Here is a 17,737-nt window from a genome sequence, read left to right on the forward strand (position 1 = left end):
TCAGGCGAAGGTTAAGACGTGTTCGTTTGCCGGGCCGGACAAGGGCAGATGTATGAAAAATGTGGTTCCGTCTTTTTTCGAGGTGGTGAAGTCGACCCGGCCCGAAAGGTAGCGCTCGGTTATGATTTTCATGCTGTAGGTGCCAAGGCCGCGCCCCGGCCCCTTGGTGGAAAAGGACCGCTTGAAAAGCTGAAGGCTCACGTCCTTTGGCATGTAGGCGCTGTTGTGGACCCAAAGTCTCACGTGGGCATCTTCCCGTTCGCAGCCCAGGGTTACGGTCTCCTTGGGCCTGGACGCCTCCAGGGCGTTTTTCAGCATGTTTCCCACCACCCGCTTGGCAAGAACCCGGTCCGTTATCCAGTGGGATTCCTTTGTGGAGTCGGCTATGCTGATGAGCCTTCCGTAGGCCGACCTGTGGGATGAGTACAGGTTGACGGTTTCGGAAAGAAGCTCGCGGCAAGAGACCTTTACCGGATGAACCACGAGTTCGCCGGTTTCCGCAAGGGTCAGTTCCCTGTGCCGCAGAATCTCCTCTATGAGCTGGTCCGAACTTACCCTTAAAAGTTCACGAAGCTCGTCGCTTTCCACGCTTCCGTCCGGAAACATCACAGAGAGGTTTTTTATGTTTCCCGCGATGTTCAATACATCGTGGAAAAAGGCCCTCTCAAGCGCGATGCGCCGCTTTTCATGGCTTATGTCCAAGGCTATGAACATGGTGAGCATCAAACTGCCCACCATAATGGGGCTGGTCCAGACCCTGAGGTCCAGGGCGTCCCAGTCGTTGCGGGCCACCCGGCATTCCTCGACAGCGTCAGCGCCCTTCTGGGCGGCGATTATCGCGTTGATGGCCCCGCACTTGCTGCAAAATTCGCTTGTGCCGCATCCTCCGCTGCAAACCTTTGCGTGAACGCAGTTGAAGGCGTCCCCCGGCTTCATGCCGATCACCTGACCCACCGTTTCAAAGCCCATGAGACTCAAAAAAGCGCGGTTGGCGAAGACTATCCGGCGCTTTTTGTCCAGGAGCAGAAGAATGTTGGGGCCCTGGTCGAACTGGGCGAGAAGCAGGGGTATCCTTGCTATCTCCTAGTATGCGGCAAAGGCTTCGGTACGGGGGATTTTTTGCGCGGGGGCGAATTTTGCGTCGCCGGAATAAGCCATCGGGGTCCCGTCCATTGGATTAATCCGTATCAGGACCAGGAATCCAGCCAGTATTCGAGAATTTTTTCCAGGGCTTCCTTGTCGAAGTTCACGTGCTCTTTCTTATAGGTGTTCTTCACAAGCTCCCAGCGGCTGGGCGCGCCCTCCTCCTCCACAAGGAAAAGCATCATCCGGTTGGTGTCGTGGCCCTTAAGATAAAGGTCTATCCGCCCGGAGTAACCCAAAACGTTTCTGGCCACCGGCTCCAGCACCACGGAGGGATAGACCGAAAGGTCCATCTCCATCACCTCGATGTCGTACTTGCCGATGTAATCCTCGATCAGGGTCTTGCTGCGAATGCCGATGCGGATGAAGCCCGACGCCAGAAGGTCCTCGAACCAGCTCGCCACCTCTTCATAGAGTTTTTTGACTTCCAGTATCCACTCGTCCCGGCGCTTGGTCCAGTCCACCTGCATGGTCTGCTTTTCGAGCCTGATTTTTTCCAGCTTGTCTTTCAGGGACATGTTGTTGGGCCTTTCGGTTATCGTTTTTCGCAGCTTTCCACAGTATAGCGGATGAACCGCGCCCTTGGCAAGATGAACTCGTCAAAACAGGCGGCTTTTCGTGTATTTTTTACAGTCGGGCCGGATTTCGGAGGCCGGTGAATTGTCAGGGAGCCCAGGCGACGAATTTTTCGACCCGGGCGGGTCACCCTGCCTCCCGAATCGGGCGGAAATCATGGCAAACGCTGAAATCAGCCTTGCTGGCGGCCTTGAATCCGTCCTTTGCGCGCGCGGCTTTCCGAAAAAGCCGGGTTAAAGATGCTTATAAATTAGGGCTCAATTTAAAAATATGCAATAATTACCTTTAATATTGAATTGTTAAAAAAGTGTTAAAAAAAATGCTTGACAAGCGGAAAAGACGTAATTATATATGTTCGTACAACTGTACGCGCAATTGTAAAAACGAATTGCGGTACAAACATAAAAACTGATGCGCAAAAGAGTGTCCCGGAACCTGACGAAAACCGACAAAGGAGGAAGCCATGAAAAGAACGAGCCAGAAAATAGGAATGGACAAGGTCGCCGGTCTGGACGTCATCACCCCGGATTTCCCCCTGTACGCCCTGGCCTACAGCCGCTTCGGCATGGCCCGGTTTTCCGGAAAAAAGAGCGGGGAAAAGAAGTAGGGTCATCCGTTCGGGTTTTTTGGCCTGTCGGCCACAAGCGTCAATAATCGGCAAAAGCCGCATTTCTTAAAGGAGGAAGCCATGAAAAGAACGAGCCAGAAGTTGGGAATGGAAAAGGTCGCCGGTCTGGATGTCATCACCCCGGATTTCCCCCTGTACGCCCTGGCCTACAGCCGCTTCGGCATGGCCCGGTTTTCCGCCAGAAAGAGCGGGGAAAAGAAGTAACGGCAAGCTGCCCGATTTTCGGGAATTTGCCTGATGAGCCTTTTGAACGGAAAAGCGCTCGATGTGAAGGAGGAAGCCATGAACATAACCGGACTTCGCACCATAACTGGAAAGTCGACGGGGCAGGACGTGATAACGCCCGGTTTTCCCCTTTACGCCCTGGCTTACAGCCGCTTCGGATACGCCCTGCTTTTGCTTGGCAGGCCAATCAGGCGGCAGTGCACGGAAAATCTTGTGAAAGCTCCTTGATCGGGCCTTGAGACGGGATTTTTCGCTTCAAGGTACAAAAAGCGTTTTTGCCTTTATACCTTCAACGGAATCTGGTATGAGACATGGACGGTAAGATTTCCATAAGAGCGGCGAGCGGAGAGAGCGGGCCTTTTTTGGCCAAAAATTTTCCCCTTCGCCATGAAACCGACGCAACTCATGCGGCAGGGGAATCCATGTCGTTTCGTGAAGTCCAGAAGGAACAAAAAGAAAAGACCAGCCAGGCTCTTATCGAGGCCGCGCTGGACCTCGCCGAGGAGCAGGGCTACGCCAGCCTGAGCCTCCGCTCGGTGGCCCGGAAGGCCGGCATCGCCCCCACCTCCTTTTACCGGCATTTCCGGGAAATGGACGAGCTTGGGCTTGCCATTGCGGAACAGGGGGCTCAGAAGCTCCTGGACTGGATGGACCGTTTCCGCCAGTCCCGCCGCGCAGCCCCGGTAAAACCCCCTAAGGACCCCTCAGGGCGTCCGGTACTGATTTCGTCTCTCGTGAAGCCCTTCGTGGAGACATTTTTAGACTGCCTGGATCAGAATTCCCTCCTGCTCCGGCTTTTTTTCCAGGAACGCACCGGAAGCGTACGCGCCATGCGGGCCTCCATATCAAAGGTCACCGATTCCCTGACCAACTCCCTAACCGACGAGCTTGTCCGCTTCGGCAGGGACTCCGGGGCCTGTTCGGGCCAGCAGTGCCGCCTTGCCGCAGAAACCCTCATGACCCTTGCCGTATCGTGCGGAATGGACGTCCTCACGGGAAAGAAGCGGGCCGAGGCCATGGAACGGGCCGTCAACATGTCGGAGCTGGTGCTTTTGGGCGTTTGGGAAAAGGGAGGGTAGGGCGTGGCTTCCAAGAAAACAAAGACCGAAAAGGCCGTGGCTGAGGTTAAAAAAGTCCCGGATCTGCTGGAAGCCCTTCTTGAGGAGGAAATTAAATACTTCCTGAAACTCGTTAAGGGGCCGGGTTTCAAAAAACTGGTAAAGGGCGAGGTTTACTCCATCTTTGAGGCCATGAGCAAGGTGACCCTTTCGGACGTGCTTTCGGCGGACCAGATCATGGGGATAATCCGCCGCATCGTCATCGGCTTCACCCCGGCGGGCGGTGTGCCCGAAATAGCGGGCGAAATGGCCCGCAAGGTTATTTCGTCCGAAATCAACGAATCCACCACCCTGGACGACATCTTCCCCCAGGCCATCTATGACCAGTTCGCCGAAAAGGCGGCCACCATGGACAACGTGCGCCGAAGGGTCATTCACAGGGCGGTTCACAACACCGCCTATTCCCGCATGGTCTGCGACGCCATCATCACGGTGGTCCAGGAATACGCCGTTTCGGACATCCCCATCGCAAGGAAGATTCCGGGTTTCAACCTGCTCATGGGCATAGGCAGGGGAACGGCCAAAATGGCTCTTCCGGGCCTTTGGAGCGCAATCGAGGACACCTTCCGCGATTTCATCGAAAAGCGCGTCGATTTCATTCTGGCCAGGAGCGAGAGTTTCCTCCTGAACTTCCTCAGCGAAGAGCGCATGATGGAGATTTCCGACGAGGCGTGGAGGGAAGCCTGCGGAAAGACCCTGGCCGAGCATTTCAGCGCCCTGTACCCGGCTGACCTGGACGAGCTCATTGTTGTGGGTTACGAGTTCTGGCTCAATTTCCGGGAAACCCCGTATTTCGAGACCCTTGTGGATGAGCTGGTGGCTTATTTCTTCGAAAAATACGGCGACCGGGAGGTTGACCTCCTGGTGGAGGACATAGGGGTCACCCGCGAGATGGTGGTTCAGGAAGTGGTGGAATTTGCCGCCCTCATCGTGAAAAAGGTGGTTTCCACCGGCCTTCTGGAAGAGCGCCTTCGCTTCCACCTCACGCCCTTCTTCCACGGCGAAAGGGCCGCGAAGGTATTGGCGGATCACAAATAGTGCACCGGTATTCCAATTAAATCAGTTTGATGCCTGTTTCTTAATCTGGCTGACGGAGATGCCGACATCCTGGAAAAGACTGCGACCAATGGGGACAAAGTTTCTCCTGAAGAGTATTCCATAAAGAAAACGCCGGTTTTGCTGGTGTTGTTCTTGGATTTGATTACATTGGGAATTTACGCGCCGGTTTGGTATCTGCTCCGAGCCGGGGCTTTAAATTTACAGGATACAAAGAAACAACTTAAAATTGGCCTGTTATGGCTATTCCTATCGCTTCAGTTTTTTGGAGTAATTTTAGATCTTGAACGGAACGTAATCCTAAATTCGTTTATACTGTTGACAACTCCTTTATTATCAGCCGAAAACGCCACAATAGCTTTTGTTTGTATTTTTTTTAGCACATTAATATTGAGCTTAGTTATACAAGTTGTAGTCGCGATGAGAGTAAGAGGCATGCTTATGGAAATGGAGGAGTGTCGTCTTGGACGTCCAGTATATTATTCGATAATGGCGGTATTCTTTTTTCATATTTGCTATCTTCAATATAAGATAAACAGATTGTAGGCAACATTGTTTCCTATTTTAAGTGCAAGTAACTGCCCGAAGGTGGAGTCGGTGGAACAACCTCCGGTAGGTTGGTTCCGGCCCGAAGGCCCGGGTTCACCCAACAATTACGGCGCAGCACGATGTCGGGTGATCCTGCCCTTCGTGCAGAACCACCCAACCGGGGGTTTCTCCTTCTTCTCTACTGCCTTGCAACAGTTACTTGCGTTTGAAATAGAGAACGATATAATTTGTCACGCCCCTTCTGATGTTTCATGCTCCGGCTTCTTCCTTTTTCCGAAGACCTCGCCGTATGAGCTCCACTCGATGTTTCCTGCGCGCAGTTTGGCCCTGACTTCTTCCAATGCCTGCCTGAAAGCAGGGTCGGCCAGAATTCCGTTCGACTCATTTTCTGCCGAGCGTCGTTTTAGTCCGAGCAGATATTGAGTGAACAGGTCGGCAACGGTCAGGCGGTTTTCTGCGGCAAAAGCCTTTGCAAATTCGGCGAGGTCTTTATCGAGGCTTATATTTACTCTGGTTTTTTGCATGACGAACCCCCATAATTGTTGTTCCCAATATACGCATAACAGGAACATTCGTCAATGCCAAACAGTGTCCGGTAGAAGGCGACAGGTTTTCCGTTCACCTTATTCGTAGTGGGTCCACATCCTTAGCACCTTGACGGTCTTTTCATCGGCAATCACTTGATAAACCAGTCGATGCTGCAGGTTTATCCTCCGGGAAAAAGCTCCGGCCAGGTCTCCCGACAGCTTTTCAAAGGGGGGCGGGTTCTGAAAGGGGTTTTCGGCGAGAATTTCCAAGAGCCTTTCGGCGTTTGGCTTAAGCCCGGCAGCCGACAGGTTTTTCGCGTCCTTTTGGGCCTGCCTGGTGAAAACGACTCGCCATTTCACCAGCCGGGATCCTCTGAGCATTCGCCGACGGGGGTGGCCAGGCCTTCCCTGATGGATTCCCTCATGCCGGGAATCGACAACAGATACAGGTTTTCCTGCACGGCCCGCCAGTCCTCTTCGGAAACCAGCACGGCATTGGCTCTTTTGCCGGTGATCACTATGGGTTCATGGCCCTGGGCGGCCTCGTCCATCAGGCGGTAGAGGTTTGCCCGGGCCTTGCTGGCCGTAATCGTCTGCATGGACTTTTTCTCCTTTCCCAACGACATCTTCCACAGTACGCGATATCGTACGTTTTGTCAATCCTATGTGCGCATTCCAACGGATACCTGGTCAGAAAGCCGACTTTCGGCGTGGCCTCAGGCCAGAAACGGATTCCCCTTTCTTTCCCTGCCTATGGTTGATGAAGGGGTTTCGCCGTAGTGATGGCCGGGCCAGACCACGGTGGAATCGTCAAGGATTAGAAGCCTCTTTTTTATGGACGCGGCAAGGGTTTTTTCGCTTCCGCCCGGAAGGTCGGTCCGTCCCACCCCGCCCACGAAAAGGGTGTCGCCGGTGAAAAGGTGGCGGCCCGAAAGAAGGCAGATGCTTCCGCCCGTGTGGCCGGGGGTGTGGATGACCTCAAGGAAATGTTCTCCTAGAGGAATCCTGTCGCCGTCCTCCAGAAGAAGGTCGGCAGGAGGCGAGCCGGTTCCGCCCAGAACTCTTGAAACGGCTTTGTTCCAGACTCTCGTAAGCCTTTTGGCCTCCAGCCTGTGGATCAGGAGCTTCGCGCCGGTGGCGGCTATTATGGCGGCGTTTCCCGCAGTGTGGTCGGTGTGGGCGTGGGTGTTTATGATGCCCATGAGGTCAAGGTCGGCCTCGCCCAGCCAGGCCAGTATGTTTCCGGTCTCGAATGCCGGGTCGATCAAGACGCATTCCCGCGTTTCCGGGTCCCACACCGCGTAGGCGAAAACCGCGAGCTTTCCCACCAGGAACTGCTTCACGTTAAGGCTCATTGCATTTTCTCCGCGCAAAAACGGGCGGCCCCGGCATTTCCTGGCCCGCCGGGGCCGCCCGTCAGAAAACGAAAGGGCGCGATCCTTCTTCAGACCGCAATGGGTATCCCGTGGTTTTTGTCATCCGTCAGTATTTCAAAGGCGGCGCGGTTTTGGGTGGTAAGCTCCACCGGCTCGGTCCTGCCCTTTTTCGTGATCCACAGCCTGCACGAGGCGATCTTGGAGTTCAAGCAGTTTTTGACGCCGCCCGGCGGGTTGTAATAGTTGAGACCCACGAAATCCTTTGGTTCGGCCTTGATGATCCCCGTGATTTCAACGTCCTTGGTTTTTGACGAGAAATTCCAGGTGAAGTAGTCGAAGGAGCCGTTGGCCTTGAGGCCCTGCCAGATGGAGTTTAGGGCGTAGGTCTTGCCCTCGTGCCGGAGCACCATGACGGTGATCTTGGGCGTCCAGACCGGCCCGAACTTGAGCCTCGCCGTGCCGATTTCAAGAAAGCTCTGGGGCGCGTTGTCGAAGCCCGCCACCTGGCCCCAGGCGTAAAGATCGGTGTGCTTGCTGCCCCAGTTGTGGTTCTGGCTTCCTATCCAGTCTTTCACCGCTATTTCCTTGCCGTTTACCGCAAGAATGCCGGAAAAGGAGGCGAAGGGCCTGCCCACAAGGGCCTTCGCCTTTGGAAAGCCGCCCTTGTAGAGGTTTAGGGGCAGAAGGAAAAGGGGCGGCTCGCTTCCGGTATAGCCAAGGTTCCACTCGATTATGTTTGCGCCTGCGGTGGCGCGGCCCCGGAGCTTTTCTGCGTTCAGCTTGGCCCCCGGCATGGTCACAAGGAACTCGTCCTTTGAAAAGGAGCACTGGCTGAGCTGATGCTCGTCCTTCACCGCCACGTGCTGGCCGGTCTCGCCGTTGAAATACATGCCCCATATCTCGCCCAGGGCTTTGTCAGGTGCGCCGTCCGGGGTGAAGATGGTGTAGCGGATCCAGAAGGCCAGGGGCCTTTTGGGGTGGTTGGCCCTTAGGAAATAAGACTCGTAATGGCCTTTGACCTGCCCCGGAGTGTAGCGCGCCAGGTTGGCCCCGGCAATGGCGGACTCTAATTCATCCATTTGGCTTGTCTCCCCGATGTCCCGGCGGTTCTTGGACGAGCTTCGACTTTAAAGCCCCCAAAGGGGCCTTCCGATTTAATAAATGTGGACCCACATTATAACGTAACTTAAGCCGATGCAAGGGGTTTGCCACACCTTAACAGCCTGTCTAAAAACGCGAATTGCTGTGTCGTGCTTCAAAGCCAATTCCGCCACGTACATTAAGTACGCTTGCTCATTGGCTTTTCGCACTCCTTGCACTTCATCGTTTTTAACCAGGCTTCGTATCCAGCCTTTTTCAACGGGCTATTAAGATTTCAGCATCCCCGCCTTTTTCAGAAATTCCATGAAACCGGCCTTTTCCAGGGCCATGGCCTCGCCGAAGGGGAGGGCCGCCCCCTTGCGGATGAGGTTCCTGACCACCCCGTTCATTTCAGCGTTGGTTGCGGCGATGTCCCGGCAGATTTCGAGAACACGGGGCAGAAGCGCCTCGCGGGGAACCACCTCGTTCACAAGGCCCGCCCGAAGGGCCGTTTGGGAGTCGATGAATTTGCACGTTAGCGACATCTGGCGGGCCATGCGAACCCCCACGGCCTGCCTCAGAAGCTGGGTCATGCCCCATCCCGGATGGATGCCTACCTTGGCGTGGCTGTCGCAAAAGGAGGCGTTTTCGGAGGCGATCAGAAAATCGCAGTTTAAGGCCAGCTCGAAGCCGCCCGTTATGGCGTGACCGTTCACGGCCCCCACAAGGGGCTTGGTGAGCCCGGCCACTAGGTCTAAAAGGTCCGTGCCGTCGCCCAGGGGGTCCATGAGGTTATCCGTGGAAAGCCGTGCAAGGTCCAAGCCCGAACAGAAGGAGTCGCCCGCGCCGGTGAGCACTATGGCCCGTACTGCGGGGTCGGCGTCGGCCTTTTTTAGAAGGGTGTAGAGGTTTTGAAGAAGGTCCTGGCTTATGGCGTTTCTGCGCTCCGGGCGGTTTAATGTGAGAACCGCCGTGGATTCGACAATCTCATAAAGCACGGTTGCGGGATTTTCCATGATGCTTCCTTTCGGATTCAATCGATGATTCCTCCGCCCAGAACGACGTCTCCGCTGTAAAAAACGGCTGTCTGGCCGGGGCTTAAGGCTTTTACGGGATGATCGAAATCAAGGCGCGCATTAGTTTCGCCCGTGGGGGTCAGAAGCGCTCCGCAGGGGCGGCTGCGGTAGCGGACCCTGGCCAAAACCCTTATGGGCGACAAAGGCGCGGGCTCTATCCAGTTGATGAGCGAAACAGTTGCGGAAAGGGCCGGAACCTCTTCCTCGTAACCCACCACGAGGCGGTTTTCGCCCGGTTCCAGGCGCAGCACGTAAAGGGGGCGGTCGGCGGCCACCCCCATGCCCCGGCGCTGGCCCACGGTATAGGAAAAAAGCCCGGAATGGGTTCCCAGAACCCTGCCTTTGGCGTCCGTTATGGGGCCGGGGCCGCCCGCCATGCCCCAGTCGGCCAGGATTTTCCGGTAATCGCCGCCTGGGGCGAAGCACACGTCCTGGCTTTCGGACCTGACGATTCCCGAAAGGCTGCGCGCACGGGCCATTTCGCGCACCTTATCCTTGGTGAGCCGGGCGAGGGGGAACAGGATATGTCCAAGGGCCTGTTTTTTCACCATGGCCAGAAAGTAGGACTGGTCCTTTGAGGCGTCCGCGCCCTTAACGAGGCTTGGGCGGCCTTGGGCATCCACGACGATTCCCGCGTAGTGGCCGGTGGCGAGGTGCGTCGCCCCCAGTTCCGTGACCTTTTCCAGGAGTGCGCCGAACTTGATATCCCGGTTGCAGGCAACGCAGGGGTTGGGAGTGCGGCCCCTTGCGTATTCCAGAACGAAAGGGCGCACAACGCTTTCGGTGAAGGCCTCCTTGAGGTCAAGGGCGTAAAGCTCGATCCCAAGGGTTTCTGCGGCCCTGCCAAGGGGGCCGTTGATGACGGAAGATGCTGTCTCGATTTCAGCGTCTTCGCCGATGTCGACGTCAGGCGGTTTTCCGCCCCTGGTGATGAAGTGGACCCCGAAAACCTCGTGGCCCTCGTCTTTAAGAATGGAGGCCGAAACCAGCGAGTCCACCCCTCCCGAAAGGGCGATGGCGACCCTGTGGCTCATTCGGAGTCGGAGTCGCCGTTTTCGGCGGGTCGAAGCTCCATGGCGTGGTAGGGGCACACGGAGACGCACATCTTGCAGACCGAGCATTTTTCCTGGTCAAAGATAACGCTCATCAAGGGCCGCTCGATGGACAGGGCCCCTGTGGGGCACACCGCCGTACAGGTGCCGCAGTGGACGCAGCGGTCGTCGTTTCTTCCTATCTGTTCGCCCGTGCTGGAAACCAGTATGCCCCGGTCCTTGAGGTAAAGAACCCCCTGGTCGAAGTTCTGGCGGCTTCCGGTTAGCTGGAGCACCATCTGGCCCTCCTTGCGGGGGGAGATGGAGGCGTTCAGAATCGTGAAGGTGAGATCGAAATTCTTGGCGAGGTTGCAGACAACCGGCTCCTGGACCGAATTTCTGGGAAACTTCAAGATGAGCATCTTGGAATACATGAGAACGAAACCTCCCGAAAGGGATGTGAGCCCGTTAAGCGGGCATGTCGGCCAGATCGAAACTTAAATGAGACGGCTTTGCCTGTCAAGGTCGCCTGTTCAATAACTTCAGGGCGATATCGAGGTTTTCCCGGGCCGCCTGGTTTTTGGGCTGCAATTGCGTGGCGCGCCTTAATTGTTCCACTGCGGCTTTTACCTCCCCCAGCCGCAGAAAGGCGTTTCCCAGGTTGTAGCGGGCCGCGAAAAAACCGGGGTCCAGTTCCAGGGCCCTTGCGTAGTGCGCAATGGCCCTGTCGTCCCGGCCAAGTTTGGAAAGGATGACTGCCAGCTTGAACTGGACGTCGGCAAAACCGTCCTTCATCGCCAGGGCACTTTCATAACATACGGCGGCGCCTTGAAGGTCCCCTTTTTTTGCAAGATAATCACCCAGGCCGGCCTGGGCCGCGAAAAACCGGGGCTCGATTTTTACGGCCTGGGCGTAGGTTTGTCCCGCTGCCTCTATCTGTCCGGTATCCATGTACGCCTTGCCCATGTTCACAAGGGCCATGAGGTTTTTGGGATCAAGGGCAACGGCCTTCCTGTATTCGCCTATGGCCTCCTCCTTTTTTCCCATCAGGGCCAGGACCACTCCCACGCCGTTCATTGCATCGGAGTCTTTTGGAGCAAGGGCCAGCGTTCTCTTGTACTCGGCAAGGGCCTGATCCAAAAGGCCCGAACGGGTCAGGGCGTTGGCCAGGTTGTGGGAAGCGTCCACGTAGCCAGGTTCGAGGGCCACTGCTGCGCGGTACTGGGCGATCTCACCCTTCGGGTCGCAGCTGGCGCGCAGGGCTGCTCCCAGATTGTTGCGCGCCCTGATGATGCGCGGCCAGGGCGAGAACCGCCGAGAGCGCCAGGAAGAGAGCCAGGAAAAGGGCCGACCGGGCTTCCGGCAGAAAGCGTTTCGCCTTCGATGCGAGCCCTTCCGCCGCCTTGTTACAGATGGCCGCCGCCCCCATTACCGTAAGGACCGAAAGGCCTGCCAGGGCAGGGTACATCCTGTGCTCGAAGGCGAGGTCCTTCAAGGGAAGAATCGACGAGGAAGGTGCCAGGACCACGAAGAACCAGGCCCCCCAGAACCCGGCGGGATTTTTCCGTTTAAGGCCCAACAGGGTCGCGGCCAGGGCCGGAATCCAGAACAGGGCGGCGGTTATTGACATCCAGGCCGGGGGAAGGCTCATGCCGTAATAGTCGAAGCAAAATCCACGGGGAATGAAAAAGAGTCTGACGTAATGCCAGACCACCACTGCCTGGATAGCCAGGTACTGAAAAGGCGTGAGGTTGGGCGCAAGGGGCGTCGCCGCCGCTGTTTTGCCCGTGGCCACAAGAAGGCCCAAAAAAAACAGGGCCAGCAGAAAGCCACCGTAGAGCATCCATGAGCTTTTGATGCTCCGGGCGAAAGAGCCGTGAACAAAGGTGCGGTCATAAAGGAGAATGACCAGGGGGGCGGCGGCTATGGTCTCCTTGGAGGCGGCCCCGGCGCACATGGCGGCTATTGCAAGAAGGTGCCAGCGAAGCGACCGGCCCGTTTCCCATCCCTTTATCGAAAGATGGAGCGATAGCAGAAGGAACAAGGCCGCAAGGCTTTCGCTTCTCTGGGTGACATAGGTGACGGCTGCGGTCTGCATGGGATGAAGGATGAATATGGCCGTTGCGGCCAGGGCCAGGAGGGTAAGGCTGTCCCGGCCCGTCTGTTCCGGGATTCCCTCCGGCTCCGTTACCTTTGGGCCGCCGTATGAAAGGGCCAGGGTGCGTCGGGCCAGAAGGAAGAACAAGAATCCAGCACACAGGTGGATGAGAAGGTTCATCAGCCGGTAGCCGCTTGGGGAAAGCCCGCCTGCGGCGTAGTTCAAGGCCAGGGTGAAATTGACCAGGGGGCGTCCGGCGTTCCCTATGCCGGGCTCGGCCCACAGGGCCTTCCAGGGCGGCGAGAGGCTCGTTATGGAGGGGTTGTCCTCAACGTTGTGCCGGTCATCGAAAACAAAGGGGCCGTCAAAGGCGCGTGCGTAGGCCAGCAGCGCCAGAACGGCCAGTATCAGAAAGCCTGTCTTTATGAGATTTTGGCCGGTTACCCACTTTTTCATGCCTATTTCACCTTTTGACATTCCCGGAGCCTGCTTCGGTAAGGGACGAATCCTTTTTGAGCTTTTTTTGAATCGATTCCATAATCTCCTTCAAGGCCGCGTCCTCCGGATTTTTTTGCAGGGCCGGGGCCAGTTCCTTCAGGGCCTCGTCCGCCCGCCCGGTTTCGGCCAGCACCACGGCAAGGTGAACCCTGGCCGACAAATGATTCGGGTCTATGGCCAGCGCCCGCCTGTGATGCAAAAGGGCGCTTTCGCTCCGTCCGGAAAGGCCCAGAGACATCCCCCAGAAATCCTCCGCGTCGGCGGAGCCGGGCAAAAGGCCGGCAGCCCTTTTGAAATGGGGTTCGGCCTTTTCGGGCAGGTCGGCTTCCAGAAAGGCACGGCCAGTGTTGAACGCCATCTGGGGGTTTTCCGGAAAACGGGCAAGCGCTTCCTGATGAAAGGCCAGCGCCTCCCTTTTTTGGCCCGCCGCGATGAGCGCCGCGCCGTAAAACACGTTGGCCTTCTCATGGCCGGGGTCCAGGCTCAGGGTCTGGCGGAAGGCTTCCAGGGCCTCTTCCTGCCTTCCGGCCCGGAACAGGGTATCGGCCAGGTTGAAGCGCATGGAGGCGTTTTCGGGAAGAAGGCCCACTGCGGCTGAAAGAGCGCCGAGCGCCTCGTCGAAGCGCCCGTTTTCCGCCAGCACCCTTCCTATGCCATTCAAGGCGTGGGGGTTTTTGGGGTCAATGGCAAGGAGCCGCACGTAATGGAACTCGGCCTTTGGCAGGTTCCCGGTTTCCAGATAGAGCGCGCCCAGGTTGTTGTGGGCGGAGCCAAGGCGCGGATTCAGTTTGAGCGCCCTTAGGTAGGCGGCCTCCGCTTCGCCGGGGCGCTTTTCCATGGCGAGGGCCGCTCCCAGCCCCACCCAGGCGGACGTGTTTCCGGGCGATTTTTCCGTGGTGTCCTTCCAGAACGAGACGTTCGATTCATACACCCTGTTTCTTTGATGGGAGCCGACGGCAAGAAAGGCGGTCCAGGCGGAAAGGGCAAGTATGGTGAGAATCATTGCGGCTGACGAGCCGGGCTTCCGGAAAATGGCGGAAAAGAGCCTTCGGGTTCCAAGGACAAGGGCCAGGGAAAGGGCCATGAGGGGAAGCAACATGCGGTGTTCGGCGCTGAGGCGGTTTAGGGGCGCCAGGGATGAAGAAGGCGCGAGGAAAAGGAAAAACCAGGCCGGAACAAGGGCCAAGGGTCGCCTTTTCACCAGGGCGGCCAGGGCGGCCAGGGCTCCGGCCCCCACCATGACGGCAGCCGGAAGGCTTATGGAAAGCGGGGGCAGAAGGTCGGCACGGTCGGCGCAAAGGCCCGTGGGAACGAGAAAAAGGCGCAGGTAGCGAAAAATCACCAGGCCCTGGGACACCGCGTACTGAAAGACCGTGAATTCGCTCTTTGCCGAGGCCCTGCCCCAGGCCCCGCTGGCGGCCACCAAAAGGGCCAGCGCGGCGAGCCCGGCGGCGAACCCGACCGCGAGCGTCCGGTATTGCCTGAAAAAGGCCGAAAGCCCCTTTTCCTGAAAGAGAACCATCCAAAGGGCCAGCACCATGAAGGGCGCGGCAACGGCAGTCTCCTTGGACCCAACGGCCAGCAGGAAGGAGGCGGAGGCCGCGATGTGCCAGGGCCGGGGCCTTGGCGAGCCGAACCCTTTTACGGACAGAAAGACAGTTGCCAGGCAGAAAAACGCGCAGAGGGTCTCCGGTCGATGAAAGGCCAGGGACACTGCGGACGTGGCCAGGGGGTGCGCGCTCCAGGAGATGGCGGCGAAAAAGGCCGGGATTTCCGGCTCCTGCAGCCAGGGTCGGGCTGTTTCTGGCCGCGCCTTTTCAAGTCCCCCCAAAAGATGCGCAACCAGGGCGAAAAGCAAAAGGGCGCTGGCCGCGTGAAACGACACGTCGAAAAGATGATAGGCAAGGGGCTTAAGGCCCGTCAGGGCGTGGTTTAGGGCAAGGCTCACGTTTGCGACCGGGCGTCCCGCAGTTCCCGAAGGAGGTTTGGCGAACATCATCCGGCCCGGCGGCCAGGGCTTTTTTATGGATTCGTTGGTGACGATGTCGGAATAGTCGTCAAAAACGAAGGGGGCCGTATAGACGCCGGAATAAACCAGGAATACCGTGGCCAGAATGGCGGCGGCCATTATGGAGCGGGTTACGGCTCTATGTCTGACAATGGGTTCCGGCACGTTGACGCCTTTTGATGTAAAATAATCATCTTGAACATTTGCGGGGTAAGGGGTATTATCCCACACTCTTCAGCCTTATCGCCACTGGTTTTCCGGGTATCTGCACCTTAGGCCGGGAAAAAGAGACATGTTTTCATCCCAGCTTTTCAGGCGGATATTCCGCCTTCTTCTTCTGCTTGTTTTGGGGTACGCCCTTGTCCTGTACCTGGTATCCGCCCCTTTCATAAGCCAGGCCGCATCGAGGCTTGAAACCCGTGCGGCCAGGAATGTGCTTAGCAACTTCGCCTCCCTGGTGGAATCCCAGCATTACGCCATAAAGGCCCACGAGGAGGCCCTTCTGGAGGCCCGGAAGGCCGAGCTTCGCAATCTTGCCCTGATTCAGGAAGGCGTCATCAAGCAATATCACGAAATGGCGCAAAAGGGCATCCTTACCGAAGACGCGGCCCAGAAAGCCTATCTTTCCTACGTCAGAAACGTCCGGTACGGCAACAACGATTATTTCTGGGTGTCCGATTACAGGTCCCTGATGTTGTCCCATCCCGACCAGGACATCCTGGGCCGCGATTTCTCCAGGGTAAAGGACGCCCATGGAAAGCCGGTGGTGCCGCCTCTGGTGGACATCGCCCGGAACACCTCCCAGGGCGGATATTACACCTATTTCTGGAGAAGGCTGGGCGAAACCGAGCCCGTGGAAAAGATATCCTTCGCCCTGGAATATCCTCCCTGGCAGTGGGTTCTGGGAACCGGAGTCTACGTGGACGACGTGAAACGCGAGGTCGAGTCGCGCAGGGCCACGCTCCTGGAAAATCTGGCCGGGCTCGTAAAAAGCATGGCCATAAACAATTCGGGCTACATAACCGTTTTCGATTCAAGGCGGAGCATGGTGATCGACCCTGAGCCGGAGGTCGGCAACGAGCAGACCCTGGAGCAGGTGAACCCGGTAACCGGAAACGTTCTGGCCGATGACCTCATGGCGGCGGCCAGGACCCCTGAGCAGCGCCTGGATTACAAGTGGGACCGGCCCTTCGACAAGGGCTCGTACACCCACGGGAAAGTGTCCTGGGTAAGGCATTTCGAGCCCCTGGACTGGTACATCGTAAACTCCGCCTACGTGGAGGACATGAGGGCCGGAGCCGTCGCCCTCACCAACCGCATCCTGTGGATGACCGCGCTGCTTGTGCTCCTGTCAGTCATCGCCTCCACCCTCTTCATCAGAAGGTTTCTTTCACCCCTTCGCCGCCTGTGGGAAACCGCGCGCCGGGTGGAGGAAGGCGACCTTTCGGCCCAGGCCATGGTGGAGGGGGAGGACGAGCTGGCCATGCTGGCCTCCACCTTCAACAGCATGGTGAGGCGTCTCAAGGAAAACATCGAAAAGCTCGATGAAAACGTCCGCTGCCGCACCTTTGAGCTGGACGAGAAAAACGCGGTGCTCAAGGATGAGGTGGAGCGGCGCGGCACCACCGAAGACGAGCTTAAAAGGGCGAACGAGAAGCTCACCCAGTGGATCACCGAGCTTGAGCAGCGCAACAGGGAAATGGGGGTTTTGAACGAGTTTTCGGACATGCTCCTTGCCTGCCATTTTCCCGAAGAGGCTTTTGCCGTGGCCAGCGAGGCGGCGGCCAGCCTTTTTCCCGAAAGCAGTGGGGCCCTGTTTCTTTTCAACGACGAAAAGACGGTTCTGGCCCCCATGTCGGTCTGGGGAAAGCACGGCTCATCCATGGACATGTTCGGGCGCGAGGAATGCTGGGCCATCCGACGGGGAAAGATTCAGATGGCGGAAAACGTCATGGAGAGCCTGGGCGGAACCCACGTGTTGCAGCAGCCGGGGTACGGGTCCCTGTGCGCCCCCCTGGTGGGCCAGGGCGAGGTTTTGGGCATTTTCCACGTACTTTTCCCCACGCCGGACCAGGAACTTGCCCCGGGGCAGAAAATCCGCATGGCCCAGAGCCGCCTGAGCCTTGCCACGGCGGTGGCCGACCACCTTTCCCTGTCCCTGATCAATTTGAGGCTCAGGGAGCGCCTTCAGGACCTTTCGGTGCGCGATCCGTTAACCGGGCTTTTCAACCGCAGGTACATGGAGGAGTCTCTGTTGCGGGAATTATCCGACGCAGCCAGGACCGGAAACCCCGTGGGTGTGGTGATGATGGATGTGGACCATTTCAAGAACTACAACGATTCCTTCGGCCACGAGGCGGGGGACAGGCTTTTGAAGGCTCTGGGGGACATTCTCGTCCAGGGCGTGCGGGGCGGCGACGTGGCCTGCCGTTACGGCGGGGAGGAGTTTCTGCTAATACTTCCGGGCGCCACCCTGGACGCCACCCGCGAGCGGGCCGACGCCCTCCGGGTCACGGCCTTCGAGCAGCTTGCAAAGGCGAGCCCCGATCCCTCCAAGTCCGTCACCATCTCGGCCGGGGTGGCGGTTTATCCCGAACACGGCGAAGAACCCCAGGAGCTTATAAACGCCGCAGACAGCGCCATGTACAGGGCCAAGTCCCTTGGGCGCAACCGGGTGGAGGCCGCCGATGAAACATCCGCCAGCGCCCCCGTCTTTCAATGAAGCCAGGCCCGTTGAAGGGCCTCCGG

General features: G+C 57.6%; 20 protein-coding genes. 7 read left to right on the plus strand and 13 right to left on the minus strand.

All coding sequences use genetic code 11. The features are described 5' to 3' along the window. Entirely contained in the window at positions 1 to 936 is a 936-nt protein-coding gene (locus tag HZB23_04005) for a HAMP domain-containing histidine kinase (GenBank protein ID MBI5843816.1), read from the minus strand. 251 nt (positions 937 to 1,187) lie between these two features. Further along, a complete protein-coding gene (locus HZB23_04010) occupies positions 1,188 to 1,661 on the minus strand; it encodes a hypothetical protein (GenBank protein MBI5843817.1) in 474 nt (157 codons plus the stop codon). A gap of 521 nt (positions 1,662 to 2,182) precedes the next feature. Here HZB23_04010 and HZB23_04015 point away from each other — a divergent pair. The 6 genes from HZB23_04015 to HZB23_04040 all read left to right on the plus strand — a co-directional run bounded on the left by HZB23_04015 (position 2,183) and on the right by HZB23_04040 (position 5,292). Further along, the gene (locus HZB23_04015) at positions 2,183 to 2,326 is read left to right on the plus strand and encodes a hypothetical protein (GenBank protein ID MBI5843818.1); all 144 of its coding nucleotides are present in this window, start codon (positions 2,183 to 2,185) and stop codon (positions 2,324 to 2,326) included. Between the two features lie 81 nt (positions 2,327 to 2,407). Next, entirely contained in the window at positions 2,408 to 2,551 is a 144-nt protein-coding gene (locus tag HZB23_04020; protein ID MBI5843819.1) for a hypothetical protein, read from the plus strand. A 33-nt stretch (positions 2,552 to 2,584) separates the two neighbouring features. Beyond that, entirely contained in the window at positions 2,585 to 2,800 is a 216-nt protein-coding gene (locus HZB23_04025) for a hypothetical protein (GenBank protein MBI5843820.1), read from the plus strand. 194 nt (positions 2,801 to 2,994) lie between these two features. Further along, positions 2,995 to 3,651 carry a TetR family transcriptional regulator gene (locus HZB23_04030; protein ID MBI5843821.1) on the plus strand — a complete coding sequence of 219 codons (657 nt, stop codon included), beginning with the start codon at positions 2,995 to 2,997 and terminating at the stop codon, positions 3,649 to 3,651. A gap of 3 nt (positions 3,652 to 3,654) precedes the next feature. Further along, complete coding sequence (locus HZB23_04035; GenBank protein MBI5843822.1) at positions 3,655 to 4,728, plus strand: hypothetical protein; 1,074 nt, start codon at positions 3,655 to 3,657, stop codon at positions 4,726 to 4,728. 138 nt (positions 4,729 to 4,866) lie between these two features. Further along, entirely contained in the window at positions 4,867 to 5,292 is a 426-nt protein-coding gene (locus tag HZB23_04040) for a DUF4234 domain-containing protein (protein MBI5843823.1), read from the plus strand. Between the two features lie 233 nt (positions 5,293 to 5,525). Here the strand turns inward: HZB23_04040 and HZB23_04045 are convergent, their stop codons facing one another. The 11 genes from HZB23_04045 to HZB23_04095 all read right to left on the minus strand — a co-directional run bounded on the left by HZB23_04045 (position 5,526) and on the right by HZB23_04095 (position 15,154). Continuing rightward, positions 5,526 to 5,819, minus strand: coding sequence for a hypothetical protein (locus tag HZB23_04045; GenBank protein ID MBI5843824.1), 294 nt, complete (start codon positions 5,817 to 5,819; stop codon positions 5,526 to 5,528). A 99-nt stretch (positions 5,820 to 5,918) separates the two neighbouring features. Further along, entirely contained in the window at positions 5,919 to 6,182 is a 264-nt protein-coding gene (locus tag HZB23_04050) for a Txe/YoeB family addiction module toxin (GenBank protein MBI5843825.1), read from the minus strand. Beyond that, positions 6,179 to 6,421: a type II toxin-antitoxin system Phd/YefM family antitoxin gene (locus tag HZB23_04055; protein MBI5843826.1), complete on the minus strand. Its 243-nt coding sequence runs from the start codon at positions 6,419 to 6,421 to the stop codon at positions 6,179 to 6,181. Before HZB23_04055 ends, HZB23_04050 begins: the two co-directional genes overlap by 4 nt. Positions 6,422 to 6,538: 117 nt before the next feature. Then, positions 6,539 to 7,177: an MBL fold metallo-hydrolase gene (locus HZB23_04060; GenBank protein MBI5843827.1), complete on the minus strand. Its 639-nt coding sequence runs from the start codon at positions 7,175 to 7,177 to the stop codon at positions 6,539 to 6,541. Positions 7,178 to 7,266: 89 nt separating this feature from the next. After that, the gene (locus HZB23_04065; GenBank protein MBI5843828.1) at positions 7,267 to 8,277 is read right to left on the minus strand and encodes a hypothetical protein; all 1,011 of its coding nucleotides are present in this window, start codon (positions 8,275 to 8,277) and stop codon (positions 7,267 to 7,269) included. 288 nt (positions 8,278 to 8,565) lie between these two features. Next, positions 8,566 to 9,294, minus strand: a complete 729-nt coding sequence (locus HZB23_04070; protein ID MBI5843829.1) for an enoyl-CoA hydratase — start codon at positions 9,292 to 9,294, stop codon at positions 8,566 to 8,568. 17 nt (positions 9,295 to 9,311) lie between these two features. Further along, positions 9,312 to 10,388, minus strand: a complete 1,077-nt coding sequence (gene mnmA, locus HZB23_04075) for a tRNA 2-thiouridine(34) synthase MnmA (GenBank protein ID MBI5843830.1) — start codon at positions 10,386 to 10,388, stop codon at positions 9,312 to 9,314. After that, positions 10,385 to 10,819, minus strand: a complete 435-nt coding sequence (locus tag HZB23_04080) for a 4Fe-4S dicluster domain-containing protein (GenBank protein MBI5843831.1) — start codon at positions 10,817 to 10,819, stop codon at positions 10,385 to 10,387. Before HZB23_04080 ends, mnmA begins: the two co-directional genes overlap by 4 nt. 85 nt (positions 10,820 to 10,904) lie before the next feature. After that, complete coding sequence (locus tag HZB23_04085) at positions 10,905 to 11,594, minus strand: tetratricopeptide repeat protein (protein MBI5843832.1); 690 nt, start codon at positions 11,592 to 11,594, stop codon at positions 10,905 to 10,907. 22 nt (positions 11,595 to 11,616) lie between these two features. After that, complete coding sequence (locus HZB23_04090) at positions 11,617 to 12,939, minus strand: hypothetical protein (protein MBI5843833.1); 1,323 nt, start codon at positions 12,937 to 12,939, stop codon at positions 11,617 to 11,619. 7 nt (positions 12,940 to 12,946) lie between these two features. Further along, positions 12,947 to 15,154 carry a tetratricopeptide repeat protein gene (locus tag HZB23_04095; GenBank protein MBI5843834.1) on the minus strand — a complete coding sequence of 736 codons (2,208 nt, stop codon included), beginning with the start codon at positions 15,152 to 15,154 and terminating at the stop codon, positions 12,947 to 12,949. 127 nt (positions 15,155 to 15,281) lie between these two features. On the opposite strand from HZB23_04095, the gene HZB23_04100 reads away from it, so the two are divergent. Beyond that, complete coding sequence (locus HZB23_04100; protein MBI5843835.1) at positions 15,282 to 17,711, plus strand: cache domain-containing protein; 2,430 nt, start codon at positions 15,282 to 15,284, stop codon at positions 17,709 to 17,711. The last annotated feature ends 26 nt before the right edge of the window (positions 17,712 to 17,737 follow it).

It is taken from the genome of Deltaproteobacteria bacterium (assembly GCA_016235345.1).
In the GTDB taxonomy this organism is placed as follows: domain Bacteria; phylum Desulfobacterota; class Desulfobacteria; order Desulfobacterales; family Desulfatibacillaceae; genus JACRLG01.